Here is a 20,087-nt window from a genome sequence, read left to right on the forward strand (position 1 = left end):
AGCTCGCTCGTGCCCCTTGCCGGGGCCGGGCGGCCGGCGCCGTCACCGAGACTGAGGAAGAAACGATGCGCGTTCGCAAGCTCACCTTCGCCGCCCTTGCCGTTGCCGCGGGTCTGTCGCTCACGGCCTGCAACGGCGACGACGGCACGGCGCAGGACGACGGCCCGTCCGCGTCCGCGCCGGCTTCCCCGGACGGCGGCGCGGACGCGGGCGCCCCGGAGCAGGGCGGCGGGAAGGAGAGCGCCGGGAACACGGCCGGCGCGCAGGACACGGACGGCGGCTCCGGCGGGCAGTCCGCCGGCTCCGGTGCGGAGGCCGGGGCGGGCGCGTGCCGCACCGACGAACTGGACGTCACCGCGTCGGACAGCACCATCGACGGCGACAGCGAGGGCTCGGTCGCGGTCACGTTCACCAACGGCGGCGGCCGGGACTGTGCCCTGACCGGGTACGCGGGCGTCGACCTGCGGACCGCCGCGGGGGATGTGTCCGCCGAGCGCACCGGCCAGGAGGCCGGCGCCATGACGCTGGAGGACGGCAAGTCGGTGTCGTTCACCGTCAGCTACCCGGTCAACGACTCGGGCGGCTCGGGCGTGCGCGTGACCGCCCTGGTGGTGACCCCGCCCGGGGAGACGAAGTCGGTCACGCTGGAGTGGCCGGGCGCCGCGACCCTGCCCGTCACCGACGGCGCCGGCTCCCCCGTCCGGGTCGGCCCGATCGGCAGCGCCGGCCAGGGCGGGGCGAGCTGACCTTTGGCGGACGGAACCGCCTACGCCTTCTGCAGCGCGTAGAAGTCGACGCCGAGCTGGTGGAACATGCCGCCCATGTCGAGCTGGTCCCAGTGCTCGGCCAGCAGGCCGTCCTCGACGCGCCAGATGTCGATGGACTGGAAGGTCAGCCGGCGCCCGGTCGCCCCGACGCCGAAGAAGGTGCCCTGGTGGGTGCCGGAGTACTCGAAACGGCCGGCGATCCGGTCCCCGTCGACGATCACGTCGTGGGCGACGACCTTCACGTCGGGGAACGCGTCGAAGATCTGCTGGAAGAAGGCCGCGTTGGCCTCCACGCCGTCGGCGACGACCGGATTGTGGTCGATGTGCCCCGGCGCGGTGTGCTCGCCGATGGTGGCGACGTCATGGTTGTTGATCATGTCGACGAACGCCTGGATGAGTGCGCGGTGGTTGTCTGCCATGCCCGGAAGCATCGGGCGGGCGTCTCGAGCGGTGCTGGAGGGGTGGTGAGGGCGCGGGCGATCCCCCACTCCCGCTCTAGCGTGCGCTCCTAGGGTCGGTGCCATGAAGGCTCTCGTACTCTCCGGCGGGGCCGGAACCCGCCTGCGCCCCCTCACCCACACATCAGCCAAGCAACTGGTGCCCGTGGCCAACAAGCCCGTGCTCTTCTACGGCCTGGAGGCGATCGCAGACGCCGGCGTCACGGAGGTCGGGATCGTCGTCGGGGACACCGCCGCCGAGATCAGGCAGGCCGTCGGCGACGGTTCCAAGTTCGGTCTGACGGTCACCTACCTCCCCCAGGAAGCCCCGCTCGGGCTCGCCCACGCCGTGCTGATCGCCCAGGAGTTCCTCGGCGACGACGACTTCGTGATGTATCTCGGGGACAACTTCATCGTCGGCGGCATCTCCTCCATCGTCGACGACTTCCGCGCGCAGCGCCCCGACGCGCAGATCCTGCTGACCCGGGTCTCCGACCCGCGGGCCTTCGGCGTGGCCGAGCTGGGCCCGGACAACAACGTGATCGGCCTGGAGGAGAAGCCGGCCACGCCCAAGAGCGACCTGGCGCTGGTCGGCGTCTACCTGTTCACGTCCGCGGTGCACCGGGCGGTGCGGGCCATCAAGCCGTCCTGGCGGGGCGAGCTGGAGATCACGCACGCCCTGCAGTGGCTGATCGACCACGGGCACGACGTGCGGTCCACGACGGTGTCCGGATACTGGAAGGACACCGGGAACGTCACCGACATGCTCGAGGTGAACCGGTCGGTGCTGGAGTCCGCGGAGCCGCGCATCGAGGGCGACGTGGACGAGGCGAGCGAGATCATCGGGCGGGTGCGGATCGCGGAGGGCGCCAAGGTCACCGCCTCGCGGATCGTCGGCCCGGCGGTGATCGGCGCGGGCACGGTGATCTGCTCCTCCTACGTCGGCCCGTTCACGTCGATCTCCAACGACTGCGACATCACCGACAGCGAGATCGAGTTCTCCATCGTCCTGGACAATTCCTCCGTGCGCGGCGCCCGCCGCGTGGAGGCGTCGATCATCGGACGCAACGTGGAGGTGACGCCCGCGCCGCGGGCGCCCGCCGCGCACCGGCTCATCCTCGGCGACCACAGCAAGGTACAGATCTCGTCATGACTCTCACACGCATTCTCGTCACCGGCGGCGCGGGATTCATCGGATCGCACTACGTCCGCCGGCTGCTGGGCGCCGGCGGGCCGGGCGACGTGAGCATCACCGTGCTCGACAAGCTCACCTACGCCGGCAACCCGGCCAACCTCGACCCGGTCCGCGATCACCCGGGCTTCGGGTTCGTGAAGGGGGACATCTGCGACCGGGACCTGGTCGCCGAGCTGGTCGCCGGCCACGACCAGATCGTGCACTTCGCCGCCGAGTCCCACGTGGACCGCTCCATCGCGGGCGCGGCCGAGTTCGTCACCACCAACGTGCTGGGCACCCAGACCCTGCTGGACGCGGCGCTGCGCCGGCCCGGCGGCCCGGCGCGGTTCCTGCACGTGTCCACCGACGAGGTGTACGGGTCGCTGACGGAGGGCTCGTGGCCGGAGAGCGACCCGCTGCGGCCGAACTCCCCCTATGCGGCGTCGAAGGCGTCCTCCGACCTGATGGCGCTGTCCTACCACCGCACGTTCGGTCTGGACGTGCGGGTCACCCGCTGCTCCAACAACTACGGCCACCACCACTTCCCGGAGAAGGTCATCCCGCTGTTCATCACCAACCTGCTCGACGGGCGCACGGTGCCGCTGTACGGGGAAGGGGTGAACGTGCGGGACTGGCTGCACATCGACGACCACGTGCAGGGCCTGGAGCTGGTGCGCACCGGGGGCCGGGCCGGTGAGGTGTACAACATCGGCGGCGGCACGGAGCTGAGCAACAAGGAGCTGACCGGGCTGCTGCTGGAGCTGGCCGGGGCGGGCTGGGAGAGCGTGGAGCACGTGCCCGACCGGCTGGGGCACGACCTGCGCTACTCGGTGGACTGCACCAAGATCGCCACGGAGCTGGGTTACCGTCCCCGCAAGGACTTCACCGAGGGGCTGGCGGAGACGTTCGCCTGGTACCGCGACAACCGCGACTGGTGGGAGCCGTTGAAGGCCCGCGCCGCCCTGTGACACCACCCCTTCGCCGCCTGTTCCTGCGACCACGGCCGTCCCGGACCCTCCGGGGCGGCCGTCGCGCGTCCCGGACCGACGGCGAGGGGCGGCCCTGGGGTGGTCCTGGGGCGGTTCACGAGCGTTTCGCGAGCGGGCGCCCCTACAACGGTGGGACAAGCACCACTCCCCTCCCCCGTCCCCTTCCTGTGAGAACGGACCCCCATGGCCACTGACCAGGTAGTGACCGGCTCGGCGCCGGCCGGTGCGCGCGGCGGAAGCGCCGCCGCGCCCCGGCGGCCCGCGCCGTCCCGGCTGCCGTCCCTGACCGGCCTGCGGTTCCTCGCCGCGCTGGCCGTCTTCGCCCACCACGCGTTCCTGCCGATACCGCCGCTGCGGCTGCTGGCCGACGACGCCACGGAGTTCCGCCTGTACCGCTGGTTCAACCAGGCCGGCGGGCTCGGCGTGTCGTTCTTCTTCGTGCTCAGCGGCTTCGTGCTGACCTGGTCGGCCCGCCACGACGACACCGTGACGTCGTTCTGGCGGCGCCGGTTCGTCAAGATCTATCCCGTGTACGTCGTCGCCTGGGCGCTGGCGATGGGGCTGTTCGCGGCCCCGGCCACCACCGACGGCGTCGCCGTCGCCAACCTGTTCATGGTGCACGTGTGGGTGCCGGAGTACTTCACCAACTTCAGTGTGGACTCCCCCAGCTGGTCGCTGGGCGTGGAGGCGTTCTTCTACCTGTGCTTCCCGCTGCTGCTGCGGCTGTTCCAGCGCATCGACGCGGCGCACCTGAAGTACTGGATCGCCGGGGGCGTCGCCGCGGTGTGGGCCACGCCCGCGCTGGCGTACGGGCTGTTCTCCAAGACCGAGCTGGTGCCCAGCGGGCAGGATCTGTCGGTGTCGCAGTACTGGTTCAGCTATGTGCTGCCGCCGGTGCGGATGGCCGACTTCGCCCTCGGCATCCTCGTGGCGCTCGCGGTGCGGCACGGCCGCTGGCGCGACATCGGCATGTTCTGGTCGGCGGTCCTGCTGGCCGGCGGGTACTGGCTGACGTTCCACGTGCCCTATCTGTACGGTCAGCGCGCCGCGATGATCGTGCCGATCGTGCTGCTGATCGCGGCCGCGGCGAACGCGGACGTCGAGGGCCGCTTCACCCTGTTCCGCAACCGTGCGATGGTCAAGCTGGGCGAGATCTCCTTCGCCTTCTACCTGCTGCACTACATCGCGCTGTCCTGGCTGCGCAAGGAGCTGGGCACGCAGATGTACTCGACGCCGGCGGGCCTTGCGATGCTGGCGGGCACGGTGGTGGCCACGGTGGTGGCCTCGTGGGCGCTGTACGCCCTGGTCGAGTCCCCGCTCGTGCGGCGGTTCGGGCGGGCCCGGCCCGCGGCGAAGTCCTGAACGGTACGCACGGGTTCCGCCCCGAAGGGGGCACGGCCGCACGGCCGTGCCCCCGGCGGCATGCCGGGGGCACGGCCGTGCGGGCCGGCGCCGGCCCGGGTCGGGGTCAGGGCGTGCGGTAGGAGGCCTTCGCCTGTTCGTAGGTGGGCAGCAGGCCCTGGCGGACCGCTTCGGCGAGGGTGGGGGCGTGGGTGTCCTTCTCGGACCTGACGAGAGGTTCCGTGGTGTTCCAGGGGATGCCGATGTCGGGGTCGAGGGCCTGGATGTCCACCATCGTGCCGGGCACGTACTCCTCGGAGCACAGGTAGTTCATGCAGGTGTCGTCGGTCAGCGCGAGGAAGGCGTGACCGAGGCCGTCGGCCAGGTAGACGCCGATGCCGGAGCCGGCCTCCTGCAGGGTGGTGTCGAACATGCCGAAGGTGGGCGAGCCGACCCTGAGGTCGACGACGACGTCCAGGGCGGCGCCGCGCACGCAGGTCACCAGTTTGGCCTGGCCCGGCGGCAGGGTCGTGCCGTGGATGCCGCGCAGCGTGTTGCGCCGGGAGACCGAGTAGTTGACCTGTCTGACGGTGAAGGTCTGCCCGCTGGCCGCGGTCAGCTCGCTCGACCGCCAGGCTTCGAAGAAGTGTCCGCGGTTGTCCGGCAGGGATGACGGGATGATCCTGAAGGCGTCTTGGACCTTCATCTCCTCGATGGCCATGGGCTCCTCGGTTCGTCGCTGGGCGGCCTGTCTGACGGGGGGTGCACAGGGACGCGCGCCCGGTGGGTCCGGGCGCGCGCAGGGGGTGGTGCGGGGAGGTTCAGCGCACCGTGGCCGGGGAGGCCTCCTGCCCGGCGGCGGGTGCGGGGGCCGGGTCGCCGGCCGCGGGGGCGGCGGGCGCGGCACGCCGGCCGGGGACGACCAGCATGGCGGCGGTGGCCAGGGCCACCCCGGCGGCGCCCACCCACATGGCGGGGACCAGGCCGTCGACGAAGTTCTGCGGTGAGGCGTAGCCGCCGTTGGCGCTGAAGATGGAGGCCAGCAGGGCGACGCCGAAGGCCGCGCCGAGCTCGCGGGTGGCGGCGGTGACACCGGAGGCGATGCCCTGTTCGTGTTCGGCGACCGAGCCCATGGTGAGGTTCATCAGCGGGGCGTAGAACAGGGCCATGCCGGCGCCGCAGACCATCAGGGACGGCAGCTGCCCGGCGTAGGAGACGCCGGGTTCGAGGACCAGCGCCCAGTAGGCCATGCCGGCGGTCATCATGGCCAGGCCGAGGGTGACGACGGGTTTGCCGCCGATGCGGTCGGAGATCATGCCGCCGATGGGGGCGACCACCATCGGCATGGCCGTCCAGGCCAGCAGCCTGACGCCCGCCTCCATCGCGCTGTAGCCCTGGATGTTCTGCAGGAACTGGGTCATCAGGAAGATCGCGCCGAACATGCCGACCGACATCAGCACGCCGGCCAGGTTGATGCCGGTGAAGGCCCGGTTGCGGAACATGCGCATGGGCACCATGGGGCGTTCGGTGGTGTTCTCCCAGGCCACGAACGCGGCCATGACGGCCGTGCCGCCGATCAGGGAGCCCAGCACCAGGGCCGAGGTCCAGCCCTCCTCGTGGCCCTTGACCAGGCCGAGGACGATGCCGAACAGGCCCACGCCGGACAGCACGGTGCCCACCGCGTCCAGGCGGGAGTCGGTGATCCGGCTCTCGCCGAGCTTGCGGAACGCCAGCGGGGCCAGGGCCAGGCCGATGGGCACGTTGAGCCAGAAGATCCACTGCCAGGACAGGTGCTCGACGACGGCGCCGCCGACGAGCGGCCCGGCGGCGATCGACAGGCCGTTGATCGCCCCCCAGATTCCGAGGGCCGAGCCGCGCTTCTCCGGCGGTACGGCGACGGTCAGCAGGGTGACCGACAGCGGCATGATGATGGCCGCTCCGGCGCCCTGGACGGCGCGGGCGGCGATGAGTTCGCCGACTCCCGGGGCCAGGGCGGCGGCCGCGGACGCCGCGGTGAACAGCAGCAGGCCCAGGCCGAAGACGCGGCGCCGGCCGAAGCGGTCGCCGAGGGCGGCACCGAACATCATCAGCACCGCGAAGGACAGGGTGTAGGCGTTGACCGTCCACTCGAGGTCGCTCAGGCTTCCGCCGAGTTCGTCCTTGATGGTGGGCAGCGCCGTGATGATCACGAGGTTGTCCAGGCCCGCCATGAAGGAGGCGAGGCCGGTGACGAGGATGGCCCAGAGGACCGTCCCCTTCGTTCCTCCGCCCGGGGATGGGGGGTTGGCGGTGCTCATCCGAGCATCCTTTCTGGAGGCGGACTGTGCGTCGGGGGCGTCGCCGGCACCTGGTCCGGCGGGCCGCTGCACGCACGACGGCACGGCCGGCAGCTCCGGCCGCCGCGGTCGACGCTAGGCAGGGGCACTCGACTTTCCCTCGAGTCCGGCCGGTCCCCCGTTCGCACTCGCGCGCGCCGGGCGAACACGGGTGCCGGGCCGCAGCGCGGACGGCGGTGCGGCCGGGCCCCCTGCCGGCGTGGCGGCAGGGGGCCCGGCCGGGGAGGCGGGGCGCAGGGGCTCAGGCGAGCTGGCGCTGGAAGGTGGCGACGTCGAAGTAGAGGGTCTCGTCGATCAGCACGTCACCGTCGAAGTGGAAGATCACGCAGACGGGGGCGTCGATGGACTTGCCGCGGTTGGGGATGTCCCGCCAGTCGGCTTCCTGCTTGCCGCGGGCCTGCGCCTCCAGGATCACCGCGGTGGGCGTGTGGTGCACGGCGTGCAGGTCGTGCTCCAGGTTCGGGAACGCCTTCTGCATGTCGTCGAAGTAGCCCTTGCGGATGGCCGCGTCCCCGACGAGGGGGCCCTCCTCGAAGGCCTGGACCCGGTAGACCGGGCCCCGCGGGAAGGTGGCGAACACGCCGTCGATGTCCCACTGGGTCTCGGCGATCGTGTGGGCGATGACCACCGCCTCGCGCCGGGCGCGCAGGTCGGCGTCGGGCTGCGGGAGATCCGCGCCCGGGAGGGTGAATCCGTGCTCGTCGCTGGCCATGTCGCAAAGTCCTCCACGCGTACGGCGGTTGGGGTCGTCGCCGACGCTACGGCCGCTTCCTCGCCTGTCTCTCGCGCGGCGCTCGAGAACCGGCCGATGCGGGCCGGTGTCAGACGGCCGGCTGGGACTCGCGGGTCTGCGGCGGGCGGTAGGTGGGCCGGTAGCCCATGGCCGCCGACAGCGGGGCCAGCGCCGTGCACAGGGCCACGTCCAGCAGGTGGGGGCGGCCGGTGACCACGCGGTACTCGTCGCGGAAGCCGAGCACGAGCAGCGGCATCTGCAGGAAGGGGGTGCCGTCGGGGCGCAGCCGGCCCTCGTTGGTCAGGCCCCACAGGGTCTCGAAGACCTTCTCGGTGCGGTAGGCGGGTGTGGTGCGCCAGTTGATCCGGGCGCGTTCGGGGCCGGGGTTCCACAGGGAGTGGGGGGCGTTCGGCGGGATGTAGAACTCGTCGCCGGCGCTGTACTCGCGCAGGTCGCCGTCGATGAGGAGGTTCAGCCTGCCGCTGGTGACGCGCATCCGTTCGGTCTGCTTGGGGTGGTAGTGCACGGGCGGTTTGATGGAGGCGGGTGAGTACTCCACTTCCACCTCGACGTAGGCGCCGTCGGTGTCGGCGGCCGTGGTCAGGAAGGTGAGGCGGTCCTCGCCGAGGTGCAGGACGTCTCCGGGGCGTGCCATGAGGGGGTCTCCCGTCGGGTCGGTGGGGGGTCAGGCGGCCTGGGGTGCGGTGGCGGCGGTGGGCCGCCGGTCCATGCCGGCCAGGGCGTTGATCAGGTTGAGCACGGCGATGCCGAGGGCGATCCAGAAGCCCAGGTGCAGTCCGTCGAGCCAGGCCTGGGCCGGTGGGGTGTGGTCGGACAGCCGTGTGGTGGTCCGGCTCAGGGCGCTGGTGGCGACGGTGGCCAGGCCCAGGGAGGCGCCGATCTGGAAGGCGGAGACGAGCACGCCGGAGGCGATGCCCTGCTGGTGTTCGGGGATGTCGGAGACGCCGTGCACGTTGACGGGTATGCCGCAGCACTGCATGGCCACGCCGAGGACGAGCAGGGCGGGCAGCACGTGGGGCAGGTAGTCGCCGTGCCGGGGGGCGGCGGTGAGCAGCAGCAGGCCGAGGACGGAGCCGGCGGAGCCGGCGATGTAGACGGGGCGCGGGCCGAGGCGGTGCATGACGCGGGTGGCCGGGGCGGTGACCGCGATGGCGGCCAGGCCCAGCGGCAGGAACGCGAAGCCGGACTTCAGGGTGGAGTAGCCGAGGGTGCGCTGGAGGTAGTAGCTGCACAGGAAGAGCACGGCGGCCTGTACCGCGCTGGTCAGGACGCGGCCGGTGGCGGCGGTGGCCAGGGAGCGGGTGGCGAACATCCGCATCGGCATCAGCGGGTCGGCGGCCTTGAGTTCGATCAGGGTGAACGCGGTGAGCAGGGCCGCGGCGGCCAGCGCCGGTGCGATGACGTAGGCGGTGGAGTACCAGCCGTGTTCCTGGATGTTGACCAGGGCGTAGACCAGGGCGGCCAGGCCGGAGGTGACGGTGAGCGCGCCGAGGACGTCGGGGCGGGTGCCGGTGGTGGTCTGTTCGCGGCGGCCGGAGGTGAGGGCCAGCACGCCGGTGACGGCGACGAGACCGAAGGGGAGGTTGAGGTAGAAGATCCAGCGCCAGCTGAGGCTGTCGGTGATCAGGCCGCCGGCGACGACGCCGAGGGTGCCGCCGAGGCCGGCCAGTGCGGCCCATACGGCGAGCGCCGTGGTGCGTTCCCGTCCGCGCGGGAAGGTGGTGGTGACCAGGGACATCGCGGCCGGGGAGAGGAAGGCGGCGCCGCATCCCTGGGCGGCGCGGGCGGTGATGAGGGTGCCGGGGCCGTCGGCGAGTGCGCACAGCAGGGACGCGGCGGTGAACAGGGCGGCGCCGAGCAGGAAGGTCGGCTTGCGTCCCCAGCGGTCGGCGGTGCGTCCGCCGAGCAGCATCAGGCCGCCGAAGCAGAGGATGTAGCCGGTCAGGAACCATTCGGTGGCCGTGGCGCTCGCCGCGAGGTCGGTCTGGATGGCGGGCAGGGCGAGGTTCACGACGGTGGTGTCCAGGAGCACCATGAACTGGGCCAGCGCGACGAACACGAGCAGCCGCCAGCGCCGCGGGTCGGGCAGGCCCTGGTCGTGGGGGGTGGTGGCGCCGGTTGGGGGCGCGGGGTGTTCGGTTTCCATGGTGTCCTCTCGGGCGGGGCCCGCTCCCGCCGCACCGGGGGCGGGCCCGTGCGCGTGGCCGGTGCGCGGGTCAGGCGGCTGCGGGGACCTTGATGTAGCTCAGTGCGTTGTAGATGGTGCGGTCGGGGTCGGTGATGGCGCGCCGGCCGTGCATGACGCGGGTGTTGTCGATGACGGCGATGTCCCCGTCCTGCCAGTCGAGGTTCTCCGTCAGTGCGGCGGTCACCGCTTCCACTTCGGTGAGCAGCTGGGGGGAGAGTCCGGTGCCGTCGGCGAAGGTGATCGTCGGCTTCTCGTAGTTGAAGGAGGGGCCGAGGATGCTGTTGGCGAAGGAGAGGCGTTCGCCGAAGACGGTGGTGCCGGCGGCCGGGGTGGTGAAGGAGTAGCGCACTCCCCCGTCGGCCTCGGGGACGATGTCGGTGCCCTCCAGGCGGCCGGCCAGGGCGAGCAGTTCGGCGACGTCGATGTCCTGGGCGGGCTTGGTGCCGCCCAGGAGGTGGTGGGCCATGGCGCGCCACTGGGGTTCGGCGACGTAGCGGCTGTAGACGATGTCCTGGGCGGCGAACGCCTCGCGCGTGGCGGGTGAGAGCGCCTCCCAGACGCGGTAGCCGTCGCAGACGGTGGTCTGGGAGCCGGAGGAGGCGGCCTTCTCGCAGAAGAACCAGGCCAGGTGGGAGCGGAAGGGGCTGTTGCCGTTCTCGGTGTGCAGGCCGACCTCGTCGAAGCCGGCGTCGACCTTCTGGGCGACCTCGGAGTAGAAGTCGCGGGCCGGGTCGAGGGTGGTGGAGGTGGAGGTGTTCTGCACCAGTGCGGTGAATGCCGCCATGTCGGTCTCGAAGCCGCGCAGCAGCAGGAAGCCTGCCTCGGCGAGGAGGCCGAGGAGGTGCTTGTGGTCGATGTCCGCCGGTGCGGTGCCGTGTGCGGGCTGGACGAGGAGGCCGCTGCCGGTGCCGTAGGGGGTCGTCGTGACGGCGGTGCTCATGCTGTCTCCTTGATCTGGGTGGGTGCGGTGGCCGGGGGGCGGCCCGTCAGGACGTGGGAGCGGATGACGTCGCGGCGCGGGCGGCCGGTGACGGTGAACAGGCGGGCGTAGTCGGGGTCGTCGGCGGACATCAGGTGGATGACGCGGGCGCGTTCGATGTCGGACAGGCGGGTGCGGCCGAACTCCTCGATGCGCAGGCGGGCGGTGTGGTGGTCGAGTCCGGTCTCGACGACGAACAGGCCGTGCACCTCGGTCAGGCCCTCGGCGATGACGGCGGCCTCCCGCAGGAAGCCGAGTTCGCGGTAGCGGGCCTCGACCCATTCGGGTGAGAGGTTGCGTCCGCCGGCGGTGATGACGAGGTTCTTGCGGCGGCCGGTGATGCGCAGGTAGCCGTCGTCGTCGAGGGTGGCCAGGTCGCCGGTGTGCAGCCATCCGGCGGCGTCGACGGCGACGCTGGAGGGGTCTTCGCGGGTGTAGCCGGCGAACAGGGAGGTGCTGCGGATGAGGAGTTCGCCGTCGTCGTCGATGCGTGCCTCGACGTGGTCGAGTGGGCGGCCGACGGTGCCGAAGCGGACTTCGCCGGGCACGTTCCAGGAGACCACCGAGGAGTTCTCGCTCAGTCCGTAGCCTTCGTGGACGGTGATGCCGTGGTCGTGCAGGCGCTTCAGGACTTCGGCGGGGACGGGGGCGCCGCCGCAGGCGATGAAGACGGGGCCCGGGTGGCCGAAGATCCGCTCGTGGCGGGCGGTGGTGTCCTCCTGGGGCCGTTCGTCGCACAGGGCGAGGAAGAGGCCGGCCACGGTGGGCGGGACGACCAGGGCGGTGGGCCGGGCCCGGCGCAGCAGGGTGAGCATGCGGGGGGCGGCGTCGGCGGCGGTGCCCACGAGGGCGGTGCCCGGCGGCAGGAAGGTCACCGAGCCGCCCGCGAGGAAGGGCATGTAGAGGCCGGCGACCTGTTCGATGAGCAGGCTGAGCGGCACGATCGACAGGTAGCGCTCGAAGATGGCGGTGCCGGTGCGGGCGCGCAGCGAGGTCAGCAGGGCGTCCAGGCCGTGCCGGCGGATCCTGACGCCCTTGGGGGCGGAGGTCGTGCCGGAGGTGTGGATGACCTTGACGACGGCGTCCTGGGCGGGGGCCGCGCGGTCGGGGGGTGGGGGCGGGGCCTGGGCGAGGAGGGCCGGCAGGTCGATGGGGGTGACGGTGCAGTGCTCGCCCAGTACGGCGGTGGCGGTGTCGTCGCGCCAGCGGTCGAGGGCGTGGCGGCCCGCGGTGTCGACCAGGCACCAGTCGGCGTCGGTGAGCAGGGAGGCGGCCTGCTGGGCGGTGAAGGCGGTGGGGACCGGGATCTCCACGGCGGAGGCGAACAGCAGGGCGAGGTCGGCGACGACCCATTCGGGCGAGTTGTCGGCGAGCAGTCCGACCCGGGCGGGCCTGCCGTGCTGGTGGGCGAAGGCGTGCAGCCGGTCTGCCAGGGCGAGGGCGGCGCCGATGAGTTCGCGGTAGGTGAACTCGGCGGCGGGGGTGTCGCCGGCGGGCAGGACGCGCACCATGACGGCGTCGCTGTCGGCGTGTGCGAGCAGGCCCGCGGTCAGGGAGAGGGGTGTGGTGTCAGGCCGCATGGGCCAGTCCCCTTCGTTCGGGGCCGTTGCGGACCAGCCGCATGTCGACCGATTCGAAGCAGTACCGGCCGATCGCGGCGAGCAGCAGCGTGCTCTGGGCGGCCGCCTCGGCCCATCCGACGATGGGCCGGGTGTCGTAGTAGGTGCCCCAGGCGTCGGCCTCCTGCGGGGTGAGGCGGTCGGGGGTGGCCTCGCCCAGGGGGTGGAAGACCACGCCGAGGCGCTGCATCAGCAGGGAGAGCCGGCTGGTCATCGTCATGACCGCGTAGGGGCGGCCGAGGCAGGCCATGACCAGGGGGATGGCCTTGATGATCTCGCCGCCGGCGCTGGGCCGGACGGAGGCGATGTTGCCGATCTGCAGGATCTGCGCGCGGGAGACCTCGTCGCCGGTCTCGGCGGCGATGACCTGTTCGACGGGGTGGTCGAGGTAGGTCTCCAGCAGGACCTCGCCGCCTTCGGGGAAGGTCAGGCCGGCGCAGGCGAGGGCGTCCTCGGTGCCGTCGCCGTTGTCCTCGAAGTAGGCCAGGAAGGCGTCGGGGTCGGGCCGTACGCTGGCCCGGTACTTCTGGGCGAACACGGTCTGGACGAGGTCCGCGCAGACCGTCCAGTCCGGGGTGCCGCGCTCGGACAGTGTGATTCTCATGGTGGTACACACCCCCTGGGTGGACGGGGGAACTCAGCCGGCGGTCACGGCGGTGCGGCGCGCCACGGGCAGGGCTCGCACGGCGAGTTCCGCGGCCTTCAGGCCGCTGAGGATCGAGGTCTCGGCGAGGATGCCGGGGGCGGCGACGCTGTCCCCGATCAGGTAGACGCCGTCGCCGCGGTCGACGGCCGGCCGGTCCCGCCAGGTCGTGCCGGGCAGGTCGAGGGCGCCGGTGCGGCCGCGGGAGATGCCCTCGCGGCGCCACAGCAGCCGGTCGCGCCAGCCCGGTGTCGTCAGGTCGTAGAGCTTCTCCAGCCGTTCGATGGCGCCGGCCTTGTTCTCGCCGGGCCGCAGGGGCATGGCGCCCTGGAAGAGGGCCTCGCCCTGGGGGGCGAGGGAGGGGTCGTGGTCGGAGTACTGGGAGGTGAAGCCGCCCTCGTCCATGTCGAAGGAGACGTTGCCGTCCTTGCCGGAGCGGGTGACGGCCAGGTCGAGCAGGGCGGCGGTGCCGCTGGGCCAGTCCAGGGCGGGCTCGCCGAGCAGGCCGCGGGCGGCGGCCAGTGAGGTCGCCACGATCACCGGCCCGTCGGTGGGCAGTTCGGTCAGGCGTGAGCCCGTCTCGATGGTGACGCCGTGGCGGCGCGCGACGCGGGCCATGCGGTCGACCAGGGTGCCCCAGCCGCCGATGAAGTAGCGGCTGGGCAGGGGGAACTTGGGGGTTCCCACGCGCAGCAGCCGTTCCCACACGAAGGCCGCCGACAGCCGGCCCGGGTCGCCGTCGAAGAGGATGGGGCCGAGGAAGCCGAGGGCCTCGCCGACGGTCTCCTGGGGGAAGTGCTCGCTCGCCCAGTCCTGGAAGGAGCGGTCGACGGGCACCGGCCGGTCGCGGTTCAGCAGCGTCATGCGCATGTAGCCGGGCGGCAGGGTCATCCGCAGCCGGCCCCGGTGACGAAAGCGCATCCGGGTCCACTCGTGGAAGGACAGCCGCACGTAGTGGCCGGCCACGCCGCGCTGGATGAGCCACTGCCAGGCGTCGCCGTTGTTCATGATGGTGTGCGGGCCGTCGTTGGTGACGTACGGCCCGTCCGAGGAGCGGGCGCGGCCTCCCAGGTGGGAGTGGGCCTCGTGGAGGCTGACGCGGGCGCCCTGCTCGGCGGCGGCGATCGCCGCGGTCAGCCCGGCCAGCCCGCCGCCGATGATGGTGATGTGGGTGGGCATTGTGCTCTTCACTCGCCTTCGCGTGCGCGGGCGTTCAGCGGTTGAGGGTGGCCATGGCGCCGGCCGGGTAGCGGTCGCCGGCGGCGACGCCGTGGGGGGCGATCTCGTCGAGGGCCGCGAGGTCGTCGGCGCTCAGGCTCACGCCGGAGGCGGCGGTGTTCTCCTCGAGGTAGGCCACGCGCTTGGTGCCGGGGATGGCGACAACGTCGTCGCCCTGGGCGAGGACCCAGGCCAGGGCGAGCTGGCCGGTGGTGATGCCCTTGGCCCCGGCCAGGGCGTCGAGGCGCTCGACGACGGTGAGGTTGGCCTTGAGGTTGTCCGCCTGGAAGCGGGGCACGATCCGGCGGAAGTCGTTCTCGGCCAGGTGGTCGAGGCTGCGGATGCGGCCGGTGAGCAGGCCGCGGCCGAGCGGGCTGTAGGCGACGAAGCCGATGCCCAGGTCGCGGCAGGCGGCCAGCACGCCGTTGGTCTCCACGTCGCGGGTGGCCAGCGAGTACTCGGTCTGCACGGCGGTCAGGGGGTGCACGGCGTGGGCGCGGCGGATGGTGGCGGCGGAGGCCTCGCTGATGCCGAGGTGGCGTACCTTGCCGGCGGTGACCAGGTCGGCGAGGGCGCCGAAGGTCTCCTCGACGGGGATGTCGGGGTCGACGCGGTGGAGGTAGTACAGGTCGATCCGGTCGGTGCCCAGCCGGCGCAGGCTGCCTTCGATGCAGGCCCTGATGTAGTCGGGGCGGCCGTTGATGCGGCCGGTGATGGCTCCTTCGGGGCTGACCTCGTTGCCGGCCTTGGAGGAGACGGTCACCTCGTCGCGTCGTCCGGCGATGACCCGGGCGACGAATTCCTCGTTGGTGTGCGGGCCGTAGAAGTCGGCGGTGTCGAGCAGGGTGATGCCGAGGTCGAGGGCCCGGTGGGCGGTGCGCAGGGCCTCGGCGTCGTCGGCCTGGCCGTAGGCGAAGGTCATGCCCATGCATCCGAGGCCCTGCTCGGACACCATCAGCCCCTGGCTTCCGAGTTTTCGTTGCCGCATCGATCGGTTCCTTCCCCGGACAGTTGCTCTAGCAGTGATATGGAAATTAGCAGTGGCAGATCCAGTGGGGGTCCAGTGGTGCCGGAGGCCCGGTGGAGTGCCGGCGGTGCACGGCTCAGAGGGGGGCGGGTGCGCGGGTCAGGAGCGCACGATCTCGCCGGTGACGGAGGTCCACACGTGTCCTGGGCCGGCGCTGGGGTCGTCGGCGAGGGCCGTCCACGGGTCGGTGCCGAACACCGCGGCCGCCTCGGCGCGCAGCCAGGCGTCGAAGGCGTCCGGGCAGTCGCGCAGCCGGCGGGCGGCCGCCGCCGGGTCGCGGGACTCGATCTGGACCACGACGACCTGCTGCCCGTCGAGTTCCTGGACGGTGAAGGACTCGCGCTGGACGCCGGCGCGGGCGCGGGAGGCCTCGTAGGCGCGCAGCCGGGGGCCGGCGAGTTCGGCCTGTACGCCGGCCCACCGCTGGGCCTGCGGGCCGGGCAGGGGCAGCAGCGTCGTGGCGGTGCGGGCGGACCTGCGTGCCGAGGCGCGGGCGGAGGAGCGGGCGGCCGGGGCCAGCCGGCGCATGCCGAGGACCTCCAGCATGTTGGACTCCACGCCGATGCCCCAGCGTTCGGCGATCAGGCCGTTGTCCAGCAGGCGCCACACCACGACGCCCTTGAACTCGATGTAGCGGCCGGTCGGTGCGATGCCGAGGAAGTCGCCGAGGTGGGTGCCGCGCCAGGTGTTGTGGATGACCACGTGGTCGGCGTGGGCGCTGATGTCCTCGATGGTCACGTGCAGGTCGGGGAAGCCCTCGCGCAGGCCGGCGATGGTGTACTTCACGCCCTCCGGGCCTTCCGGGGCGCCGGGCAGCGGCTGGTGGTCGATCATGTCCGGGCTGTAGATCTCGTCGACGAGGGAGAAGTCGCCCTTGTTGACGAACTCGTCGAAGACCGAGCGGATCGTCCTCTTGTTCCGCTCCTCCACGCTCTCGCCGGTGAGCACCGTCGTTCGAGTCGGCACGTTGCGTCCTTCGGGTCGGCGCCCGGGCGGGCGCGGTTTCGGGCAGGGCTACGGGGGGGTGTGCGGGTGGTGTGCGCTCACTTGCCGGGGAAGGGGGCTTCCCAGGTCAGGGTGAGGCCCGCGTAGAGGTAGCGGCTGGCCTCGATGGCGAGGAGCAGCACGGTGTGGCCGGGCCGGATGCGTCCCTCGGTCCAGCCGGCGTCCAGGGCCAGCGGCACCGCGGCGGAGCCGGTGGCGCCGACGTCGGTGAGGTTCTCCACGATGGTCTTGCCGAGCAGCGCCTGGTCCTGGTCGGACAGTCCGGCGGTGCCGTACTCACTGGCGAAGTACTCGGCGTTGCCCTCGGGCAGCACGCAGGCGTCGATGCCGTCCAGGGTCAGGCCGGAGCGCCGGAGCATGTCGTGGATGCCCTCGACGAAGACGCGGGGGCCGAAGGAGGCGGTGCCGGGGATGTCGAGGCGGATGTCCATCAGGCGCTTGCGGCGCTGCTGTTCGGCCAGGGGGGCGTCGGTGCCGCCGCCGGTGATGAGCATGCCGGGCTTGCGGGTGCCGCCCATGGAGCGGGTGGCGAACACCTGCCGGCTGCCCTCGTGCGCGGAGCCGGCCTCGCCCGCGCGCAGCACCATGGCGCCCGCGCCGTCGCCGAAGGTGTAGACGGTCAGCCGGTCCCGCATGCGCACGCTGTGCGGGTCCTTGCCGAGGAAGACCGGCGCGAGCAGCGGGGAGACGGCCTCGGCGCCGATCACCAGGGCGGTGCGGTAGGTGCCGTCGGCCAGCTGGCGGCGGGCGATGTCCAGGGCCTGGACGGCGCCGACGCAGCCGGCCCGCACCTCGATCACCGCGCAGCTGTCCAGGCCGAGCTGTTCCTGGACGTAGGTGGCGGCGACGGGCAGGAGGTAGTCGGGGCTCGCGGTGGACATCACGATCAGGTCGATCTCGGACGCCTCGACGCCGGCCCGCTGGAGGGCCTGGCGGGCCGCGGCGGTGGCCATCTGTGAGGTGCTGACGCGGTGTTCGCCGGTGGCCGGGTCGATCATCCAGTGCCGGCGGCGGACCTGGATGCCTTCCAGCACGTCGTCGGGCAGCGGGCCGCACAGCGCGGCGAGGGCGTCGTTGTCCAGCGGGTCGCCCGGCAGGTGACCGCCCGTGGCGAGGATCGACACGTGGCGGTCGGCGGGAGAGGGGGCTGAGGAAGGCATGGTCAGTTCTCCGTTGCGGGGCGCGTGGTCGGATCTCCGTGGCGGGGCGGGGCCGCCGCCGCCTCCCGGCGGCGGGGGCGGGGGCGGGGGGTGGGGGGTGGGGGTCAGTTGTCGGGGGGGGGGCGGAGGAGGAGGCTGATGTGGGTGCCGCCGAGGGAGGAGCTGTTGACGAGGACGGGTCCGGGGTCCAGGCCGCGGGTCCATCCGGTCACCGCGAGCACGGCGGACAGCTGGGCGCCGGCGCCGACGGGTTCGCCGACGATGTGCTTGGGGGTGTGGACGGGCAGGTCGCGCGGTCCGGCCAGCCGGTCGGTGGCCAGGGCCTCGGGGGCGTCCGCCCGCTTGAGGCCGGCCGCGTTGGCCCACACGCCGGCCAGTTCGCCGGGGCGTGTCCGGGCGAGGTCGAGGGCCTGGCGCATGGCGCGTTCCAGGCCCTCGCCCTGCGGGTCCCAGCGGCCGATGCCCTGGGCGTCGCAGGCGGTGCCGTGTCCGGCGATCTCTCCCCACACCCGGGCGCCGCGTGCCCGTGCGGTCGATTCCCGTTCGAGGACGAGGGTGATGCCCGCCTCGGCGAGGGTGTATCCGGGGTCGTCGAACAGGGGCAGGCGCCGGTAGGCGTCGAGGACGCCGGGTGAGAGGTCCTCCACCGCGGGGCACAGCACCGCCTCCGCCCGGTGCTGGAGCAGCAGGTCGTGGGCGACGGTCAGGGCGGAGGCGCCGGCCGCGTGGCCGGTGGTCACCGTGGAGGTGGGGCCCTTGGCGCCGACGTGCATGGCCACCTGGCCGGCGGCGGCGTTGAAGACGGTGTTGGGGAAGATCGCCGGGCTGCCGTGGGCGGGGCAGCCGGCGAGGACGGGCAGCAGGAACTCCTCGATGCTGCGCATGGGGCCGAGGCCGGTGCCCAGCACCACGCCGACGCGTTCGTCGGCGGTGCGCCCGGCGTGTTCCAGGGCGGCGCGGCTGGTGGCGACGGCGAGCTGGCCGAGGCGGTCCATGCGGCGCCGGTCGCGGGGGCTGATGTGGGTGTCGGGGTCGAAGCGGGCGCGTGCGACGCGCAGTCCGTCCTCCTCCTCGCCCAGGGCGCGGCCCTCGCCGTAGGCCTGCCACAGTGCCTCGGTGCCTTCGCCCGCCGCTGTGATCGCGGCGAACCCGGTGATCACGACCTTGTCGGGGGCGGGGTGCCCGGTGGTGGGGCGCCGGTGGGCGGGGGCGCCGAAGGCGACGCAGGCGTTGGCGCCGGCGAAGGCGAAGTTGTTGGTCAGGGCGGTGGCGAGGTCCATGGGGCGTGCGGTGTTGGGCACGGCGTCCAGGCCGCATTTGGGGTCGGCGCCGGTGAAGTTGGCGGTGGGCGGGGCGGTCTGCTCCACCAGGGCCTGCACGGTGACGATGGCCTCGACCGCGCCGGCCGCCCCGAGCAGGTGGCCGACCATCGACTTGGAGCTGCTGAGGGCGGTCTTGCCGGCGGCGTCGCCGAGCGCGGCCCGGACGGCGTTGGACTCCGCCGAGTCGTTCTTGGGGGTGCCGGTGCCGTGGCCGTTGATGTAGCCGACGTCCTCGGGTGTGATGCCGGCGTCCTGGAGGGCGGAGCGGATGGCGCGGGCCGCGCCCTCGCCGCCGGGGTGGGGGGCGGTGGCGTGGTAGCCGTCGGCGGACAGGCCGTAGCCGAGGACCTCGGCGAGGACGGGGGCGCCGGCGGCGCGGGCCACCTGTTCCTCGGCCAGCACCAGCATGCCGGCGCCTTCGCCCAGGGAGAGGCCGTCGCGGTCCTTGGAGTAGGGCGCGGCCGGTTTGGTGGACAGCGACTGCAGGCTGGTGAAGCCGGCGAAGGCGGTCTCGGTGAAGGCGTCGCTGCCGCCGACCAGCATCGCGTCGGCGCGTCCGGCGGCTATCGACTCCAGGGCGTGGGCGATGGCGTGGGCGCCGGAGGCGCAGGCGGTGTTGACCGACAGGGAGGGTCCCTTGAGGCCGAAGGCGCCGCTGAGGGCTTCGGCGATGGCCTGCGGCGGGACGAGCAGGTAGTGCCGGCCGTCGGCTGGGCCGGAGTGGCCCTCGCGGGTGCGGCGTGCGAGTTTCTCGGCGCTGCGCAGGCCGCCGTTGCAGGAGCCGAAGGCCACCCCCCAGCGTTCGGCGGGCACCTGGGTGAGGCCGGCCTGGCGCAGGGCCTCCTCGGCGGCGACGAGGGCGAAGTCCACGGCGGGTTCGCGTGTCTGTCCGTCGAAGGCGGCGAGGTAGTCGTAGGCGGGCAGGCGGCTGTCGCGGACCTCGCCGCCGATCGTGGTGCCGTAGCCGTCCATCGGCAGGTGCTGGACGGGGGTGATGGCCGCCTTGCCCGCCTTCACGCCCTCCCACAGGGCGGTGACCGTGTCGCCGTGGGCGGTCACGGCGCCCACGCCGCAGACCACGACCCTGCGCCGAGCGCTGTGATCGCTCATGTCCGCGCTCCTTTCGGG

Annotated in this window: 18 protein-coding genes; 4 read left to right on the top strand and 14 right to left on the bottom strand. The window is 72.7% G+C overall.

Features of this window, described 5'->3' with window-relative positions:
• The first annotated feature begins 65 nt into the window (after nt 1–65).
• Nucleotides 66–746 (top strand): DUF4232 domain-containing protein, encoded by a 681-nt coding sequence (locus tag ACGF3H_RS29765; protein ID WP_362500196.1) that lies wholly within the window; start codon nt 66–68, stop codon nt 744–746.
• 20 nt (nt 747–766) lie between these two features.
• Here the strand turns inward: ACGF3H_RS29765 and ACGF3H_RS29770 are convergent, their stop codons facing one another.
• Nucleotides 767–1,186, bottom strand: coding sequence for an ester cyclase (locus ACGF3H_RS29770; protein WP_362500195.1), 420 nt, complete (start codon nt 1,184–1,186; stop codon nt 767–769).
• A 103-nt stretch (nt 1,187–1,289) separates the two neighbouring features.
• Between ACGF3H_RS29770 and ACGF3H_RS29775 the strand changes: the two genes are divergently transcribed.
• The 3 genes from ACGF3H_RS29775 to ACGF3H_RS29785 all read left to right on the top strand — a co-directional run bounded on the left by ACGF3H_RS29775 (nt 1,290) and on the right by ACGF3H_RS29785 (nt 4,729).
• Nucleotides 1,290–2,357, top strand: a complete 1,068-nt coding sequence (locus ACGF3H_RS29775; protein WP_362500194.1) for a glucose-1-phosphate thymidylyltransferase — start codon at nt 1,290–1,292, stop codon at nt 2,355–2,357.
• Nucleotides 2,354–3,346, top strand: a complete 993-nt coding sequence (rfbB, locus tag ACGF3H_RS29780; protein ID WP_362500193.1) for a dTDP-glucose 4,6-dehydratase — start codon at nt 2,354–2,356, stop codon at nt 3,344–3,346. The genes ACGF3H_RS29775 and rfbB overlap by 4 nt, the downstream gene beginning before the upstream one ends.
• Nucleotides 3,347–3,550: 204 nt before the next feature.
• A complete protein-coding gene (locus ACGF3H_RS29785) occupies nt 3,551–4,729 on the top strand; it encodes an acyltransferase (RefSeq protein WP_362500192.1) in 1,179 nt (392 codons plus the stop codon).
• A gap of 106 nt (nt 4,730–4,835) precedes the next feature.
• Here the strand turns inward: ACGF3H_RS29785 and ACGF3H_RS29790 are convergent, their stop codons facing one another.
• From ACGF3H_RS29790 to ACGF3H_RS29850, 13 genes are all read right to left on the bottom strand, one after another.
• Nucleotides 4,836–5,429: a dTDP-4-dehydrorhamnose 3,5-epimerase gene (locus tag ACGF3H_RS29790; protein WP_362500191.1), complete on the bottom strand. Its 594-nt coding sequence runs from the start codon at nt 5,427–5,429 to the stop codon at nt 4,836–4,838.
• A gap of 100 nt (nt 5,430–5,529) precedes the next feature.
• Nucleotides 5,530–7,005, bottom strand: coding sequence for a DHA2 family efflux MFS transporter permease subunit (locus tag ACGF3H_RS29795; protein ID WP_362500190.1), 1,476 nt, complete (start codon nt 7,003–7,005; stop codon nt 5,530–5,532).
• Between the two features lie 280 nt (nt 7,006–7,285).
• On the bottom strand, nt 7,286–7,756 hold the full coding sequence (locus tag ACGF3H_RS29800; RefSeq protein WP_189234194.1) for an ester cyclase: 471 nt from the start codon (nt 7,754–7,756) through the stop codon (nt 7,286–7,288).
• A gap of 109 nt (nt 7,757–7,865) precedes the next feature.
• Complete coding sequence (locus ACGF3H_RS29805) at nt 7,866–8,432, bottom strand: cupin domain-containing protein (RefSeq protein ID WP_362500586.1); 567 nt, start codon at nt 8,430–8,432, stop codon at nt 7,866–7,868.
• Between the two features lie 30 nt (nt 8,433–8,462).
• On the bottom strand, nt 8,463–9,944 hold the full coding sequence (locus tag ACGF3H_RS29810; RefSeq protein WP_393816559.1) for an MFS transporter: 1,482 nt from the start codon (nt 9,942–9,944) through the stop codon (nt 8,463–8,465).
• Between the two features lie 70 nt (nt 9,945–10,014).
• Nucleotides 10,015–10,926, bottom strand: coding sequence for a TauD/TfdA family dioxygenase (locus ACGF3H_RS29815; RefSeq protein WP_362500584.1), 912 nt, complete (start codon nt 10,924–10,926; stop codon nt 10,015–10,017).
• The gene (locus ACGF3H_RS29820) at nt 10,923–12,545 is read right to left on the bottom strand and encodes an AMP-binding protein (RefSeq protein ID WP_362500583.1); all 1,623 of its coding nucleotides are present in this window, start codon (nt 12,543–12,545) and stop codon (nt 10,923–10,925) included. The genes ACGF3H_RS29815 and ACGF3H_RS29820 overlap by 4 nt, the downstream gene beginning before the upstream one ends.
• Nucleotides 12,535–13,188, bottom strand: coding sequence for a thermostable hemolysin (locus ACGF3H_RS29825; protein ID WP_362500582.1), 654 nt, complete (start codon nt 13,186–13,188; stop codon nt 12,535–12,537). Before ACGF3H_RS29825 ends, ACGF3H_RS29820 begins: the two co-directional genes overlap by 11 nt.
• A gap of 33 nt (nt 13,189–13,221) precedes the next feature.
• Nucleotides 13,222–14,406: an FAD-dependent oxidoreductase gene (locus tag ACGF3H_RS29830; RefSeq protein ID WP_362500581.1), complete on the bottom strand. Its 1,185-nt coding sequence runs from the start codon at nt 14,404–14,406 to the stop codon at nt 13,222–13,224.
• A gap of 34 nt (nt 14,407–14,440) precedes the next feature.
• The gene (locus tag ACGF3H_RS29835) at nt 14,441–15,433 is read right to left on the bottom strand and encodes an aldo/keto reductase (protein WP_362500580.1); all 993 of its coding nucleotides are present in this window, start codon (nt 15,431–15,433) and stop codon (nt 14,441–14,443) included.
• Between the two features lie 138 nt (nt 15,434–15,571).
• Nucleotides 15,572–16,438 (bottom strand): ester cyclase, encoded by an 867-nt coding sequence (locus tag ACGF3H_RS29840; protein ID WP_362500579.1) that lies wholly within the window; start codon nt 16,436–16,438, stop codon nt 15,572–15,574.
• 77 nt (nt 16,439–16,515) lie between these two features.
• Nucleotides 16,516–17,637: a 3-oxoacyl-[acyl-carrier-protein] synthase III C-terminal domain-containing protein gene (locus tag ACGF3H_RS29845; protein ID WP_362500578.1), complete on the bottom strand. Its 1,122-nt coding sequence runs from the start codon at nt 17,635–17,637 to the stop codon at nt 16,516–16,518.
• A 104-nt stretch (nt 17,638–17,741) separates the two neighbouring features.
• Nucleotides 17,742–20,069, bottom strand: a complete 2,328-nt coding sequence (locus ACGF3H_RS29850) for a beta-ketoacyl synthase N-terminal-like domain-containing protein (RefSeq protein WP_393816560.1) — start codon at nt 20,067–20,069, stop codon at nt 17,742–17,744.
• Nucleotides 20,070–20,087: the final 18 nt, after the last annotated feature.

The organism is Streptomyces sp. NPDC048185 (genome assembly GCF_043202495.1).
Classification (GTDB): domain Bacteria; phylum Actinomycetota; class Actinomycetes; order Streptomycetales; family Streptomycetaceae; genus Streptomyces.

Bases quoted from the DNA above. Each gene is read 5' to 3' on its own strand.
- ACGF3H_RS29820 (WP_362500583.1), bottom strand. From the start codon at position 12,545: ATGCGGCCTGACACCACACCCCTCTCCCTGACCGCGGGCCTGCTCGCA.
- ACGF3H_RS29805 (WP_362500586.1), bottom strand. From the start codon at position 8,432: ATGGCACGCCCCGGAGACGTCCTGCACCTCGGCGAGGACCGCCTCACC.
- ACGF3H_RS29810 (WP_393816559.1), bottom strand. From the start codon at position 9,944: ATGGAAACCGAACACCCCGCGCCCCCAACCGGCGCCACCACCCCCCAC.
- ACGF3H_RS29795 (WP_362500190.1), bottom strand. From the start codon at position 7,005: ATGAGCACCGCCAACCCCCCATCCCCGGGCGGAGGAACGAAGGGGACG.
- ACGF3H_RS29835 (WP_362500580.1), bottom strand. From the start codon at position 15,433: ATGCGGCAACGAAAACTCGGAAGCCAGGGGCTGATGGTGTCCGAGCAG.
- ACGF3H_RS29790 (WP_362500191.1), bottom strand. From the start codon at position 5,429: ATGGCCATCGAGGAGATGAAGGTCCAAGACGCCTTCAGGATCATCCCG.
- rfbB (WP_362500193.1), top strand. From the start codon at position 2,354: ATGACTCTCACACGCATTCTCGTCACCGGCGGCGCGGGATTCATCGGA.
- ACGF3H_RS29815 (WP_362500584.1), bottom strand. From the start codon at position 10,926: ATGAGCACCGCCGTCACGACGACCCCCTACGGCACCGGCAGCGGCCTC.
- ACGF3H_RS29775 (WP_362500194.1), top strand. From the start codon at position 1,290: ATGAAGGCTCTCGTACTCTCCGGCGGGGCCGGAACCCGCCTGCGCCCC.
- ACGF3H_RS29770 (WP_362500195.1), bottom strand. From the start codon at position 1,186: ATGGCAGACAACCACCGCGCACTCATCCAGGCGTTCGTCGACATGATC.
- ACGF3H_RS29850 (WP_393816560.1), bottom strand. From the start codon at position 20,069: ATGAGCGATCACAGCGCTCGGCGCAGGGTCGTGGTCTGCGGCGTGGGC.
- ACGF3H_RS29765 (WP_362500196.1), top strand. From the start codon at position 66: ATGCGCGTTCGCAAGCTCACCTTCGCCGCCCTTGCCGTTGCCGCGGGT.
- ACGF3H_RS29830 (WP_362500581.1), bottom strand. From the start codon at position 14,406: ATGCCCACCCACATCACCATCATCGGCGGCGGGCTGGCCGGGCTGACC.
- ACGF3H_RS29825 (WP_362500582.1), bottom strand. From the start codon at position 13,188: ATGAGAATCACACTGTCCGAGCGCGGCACCCCGGACTGGACGGTCTGC.
- ACGF3H_RS29845 (WP_362500578.1), bottom strand. From the start codon at position 17,637: ATGCCTTCCTCAGCCCCCTCTCCCGCCGACCGCCACGTGTCGATCCTC.
- ACGF3H_RS29785 (WP_362500192.1), top strand. From the start codon at position 3,551: ATGGCCACTGACCAGGTAGTGACCGGCTCGGCGCCGGCCGGTGCGCGC.
- ACGF3H_RS29800 (WP_189234194.1), bottom strand. From the start codon at position 7,756: ATGGCCAGCGACGAGCACGGATTCACCCTCCCGGGCGCGGATCTCCCG.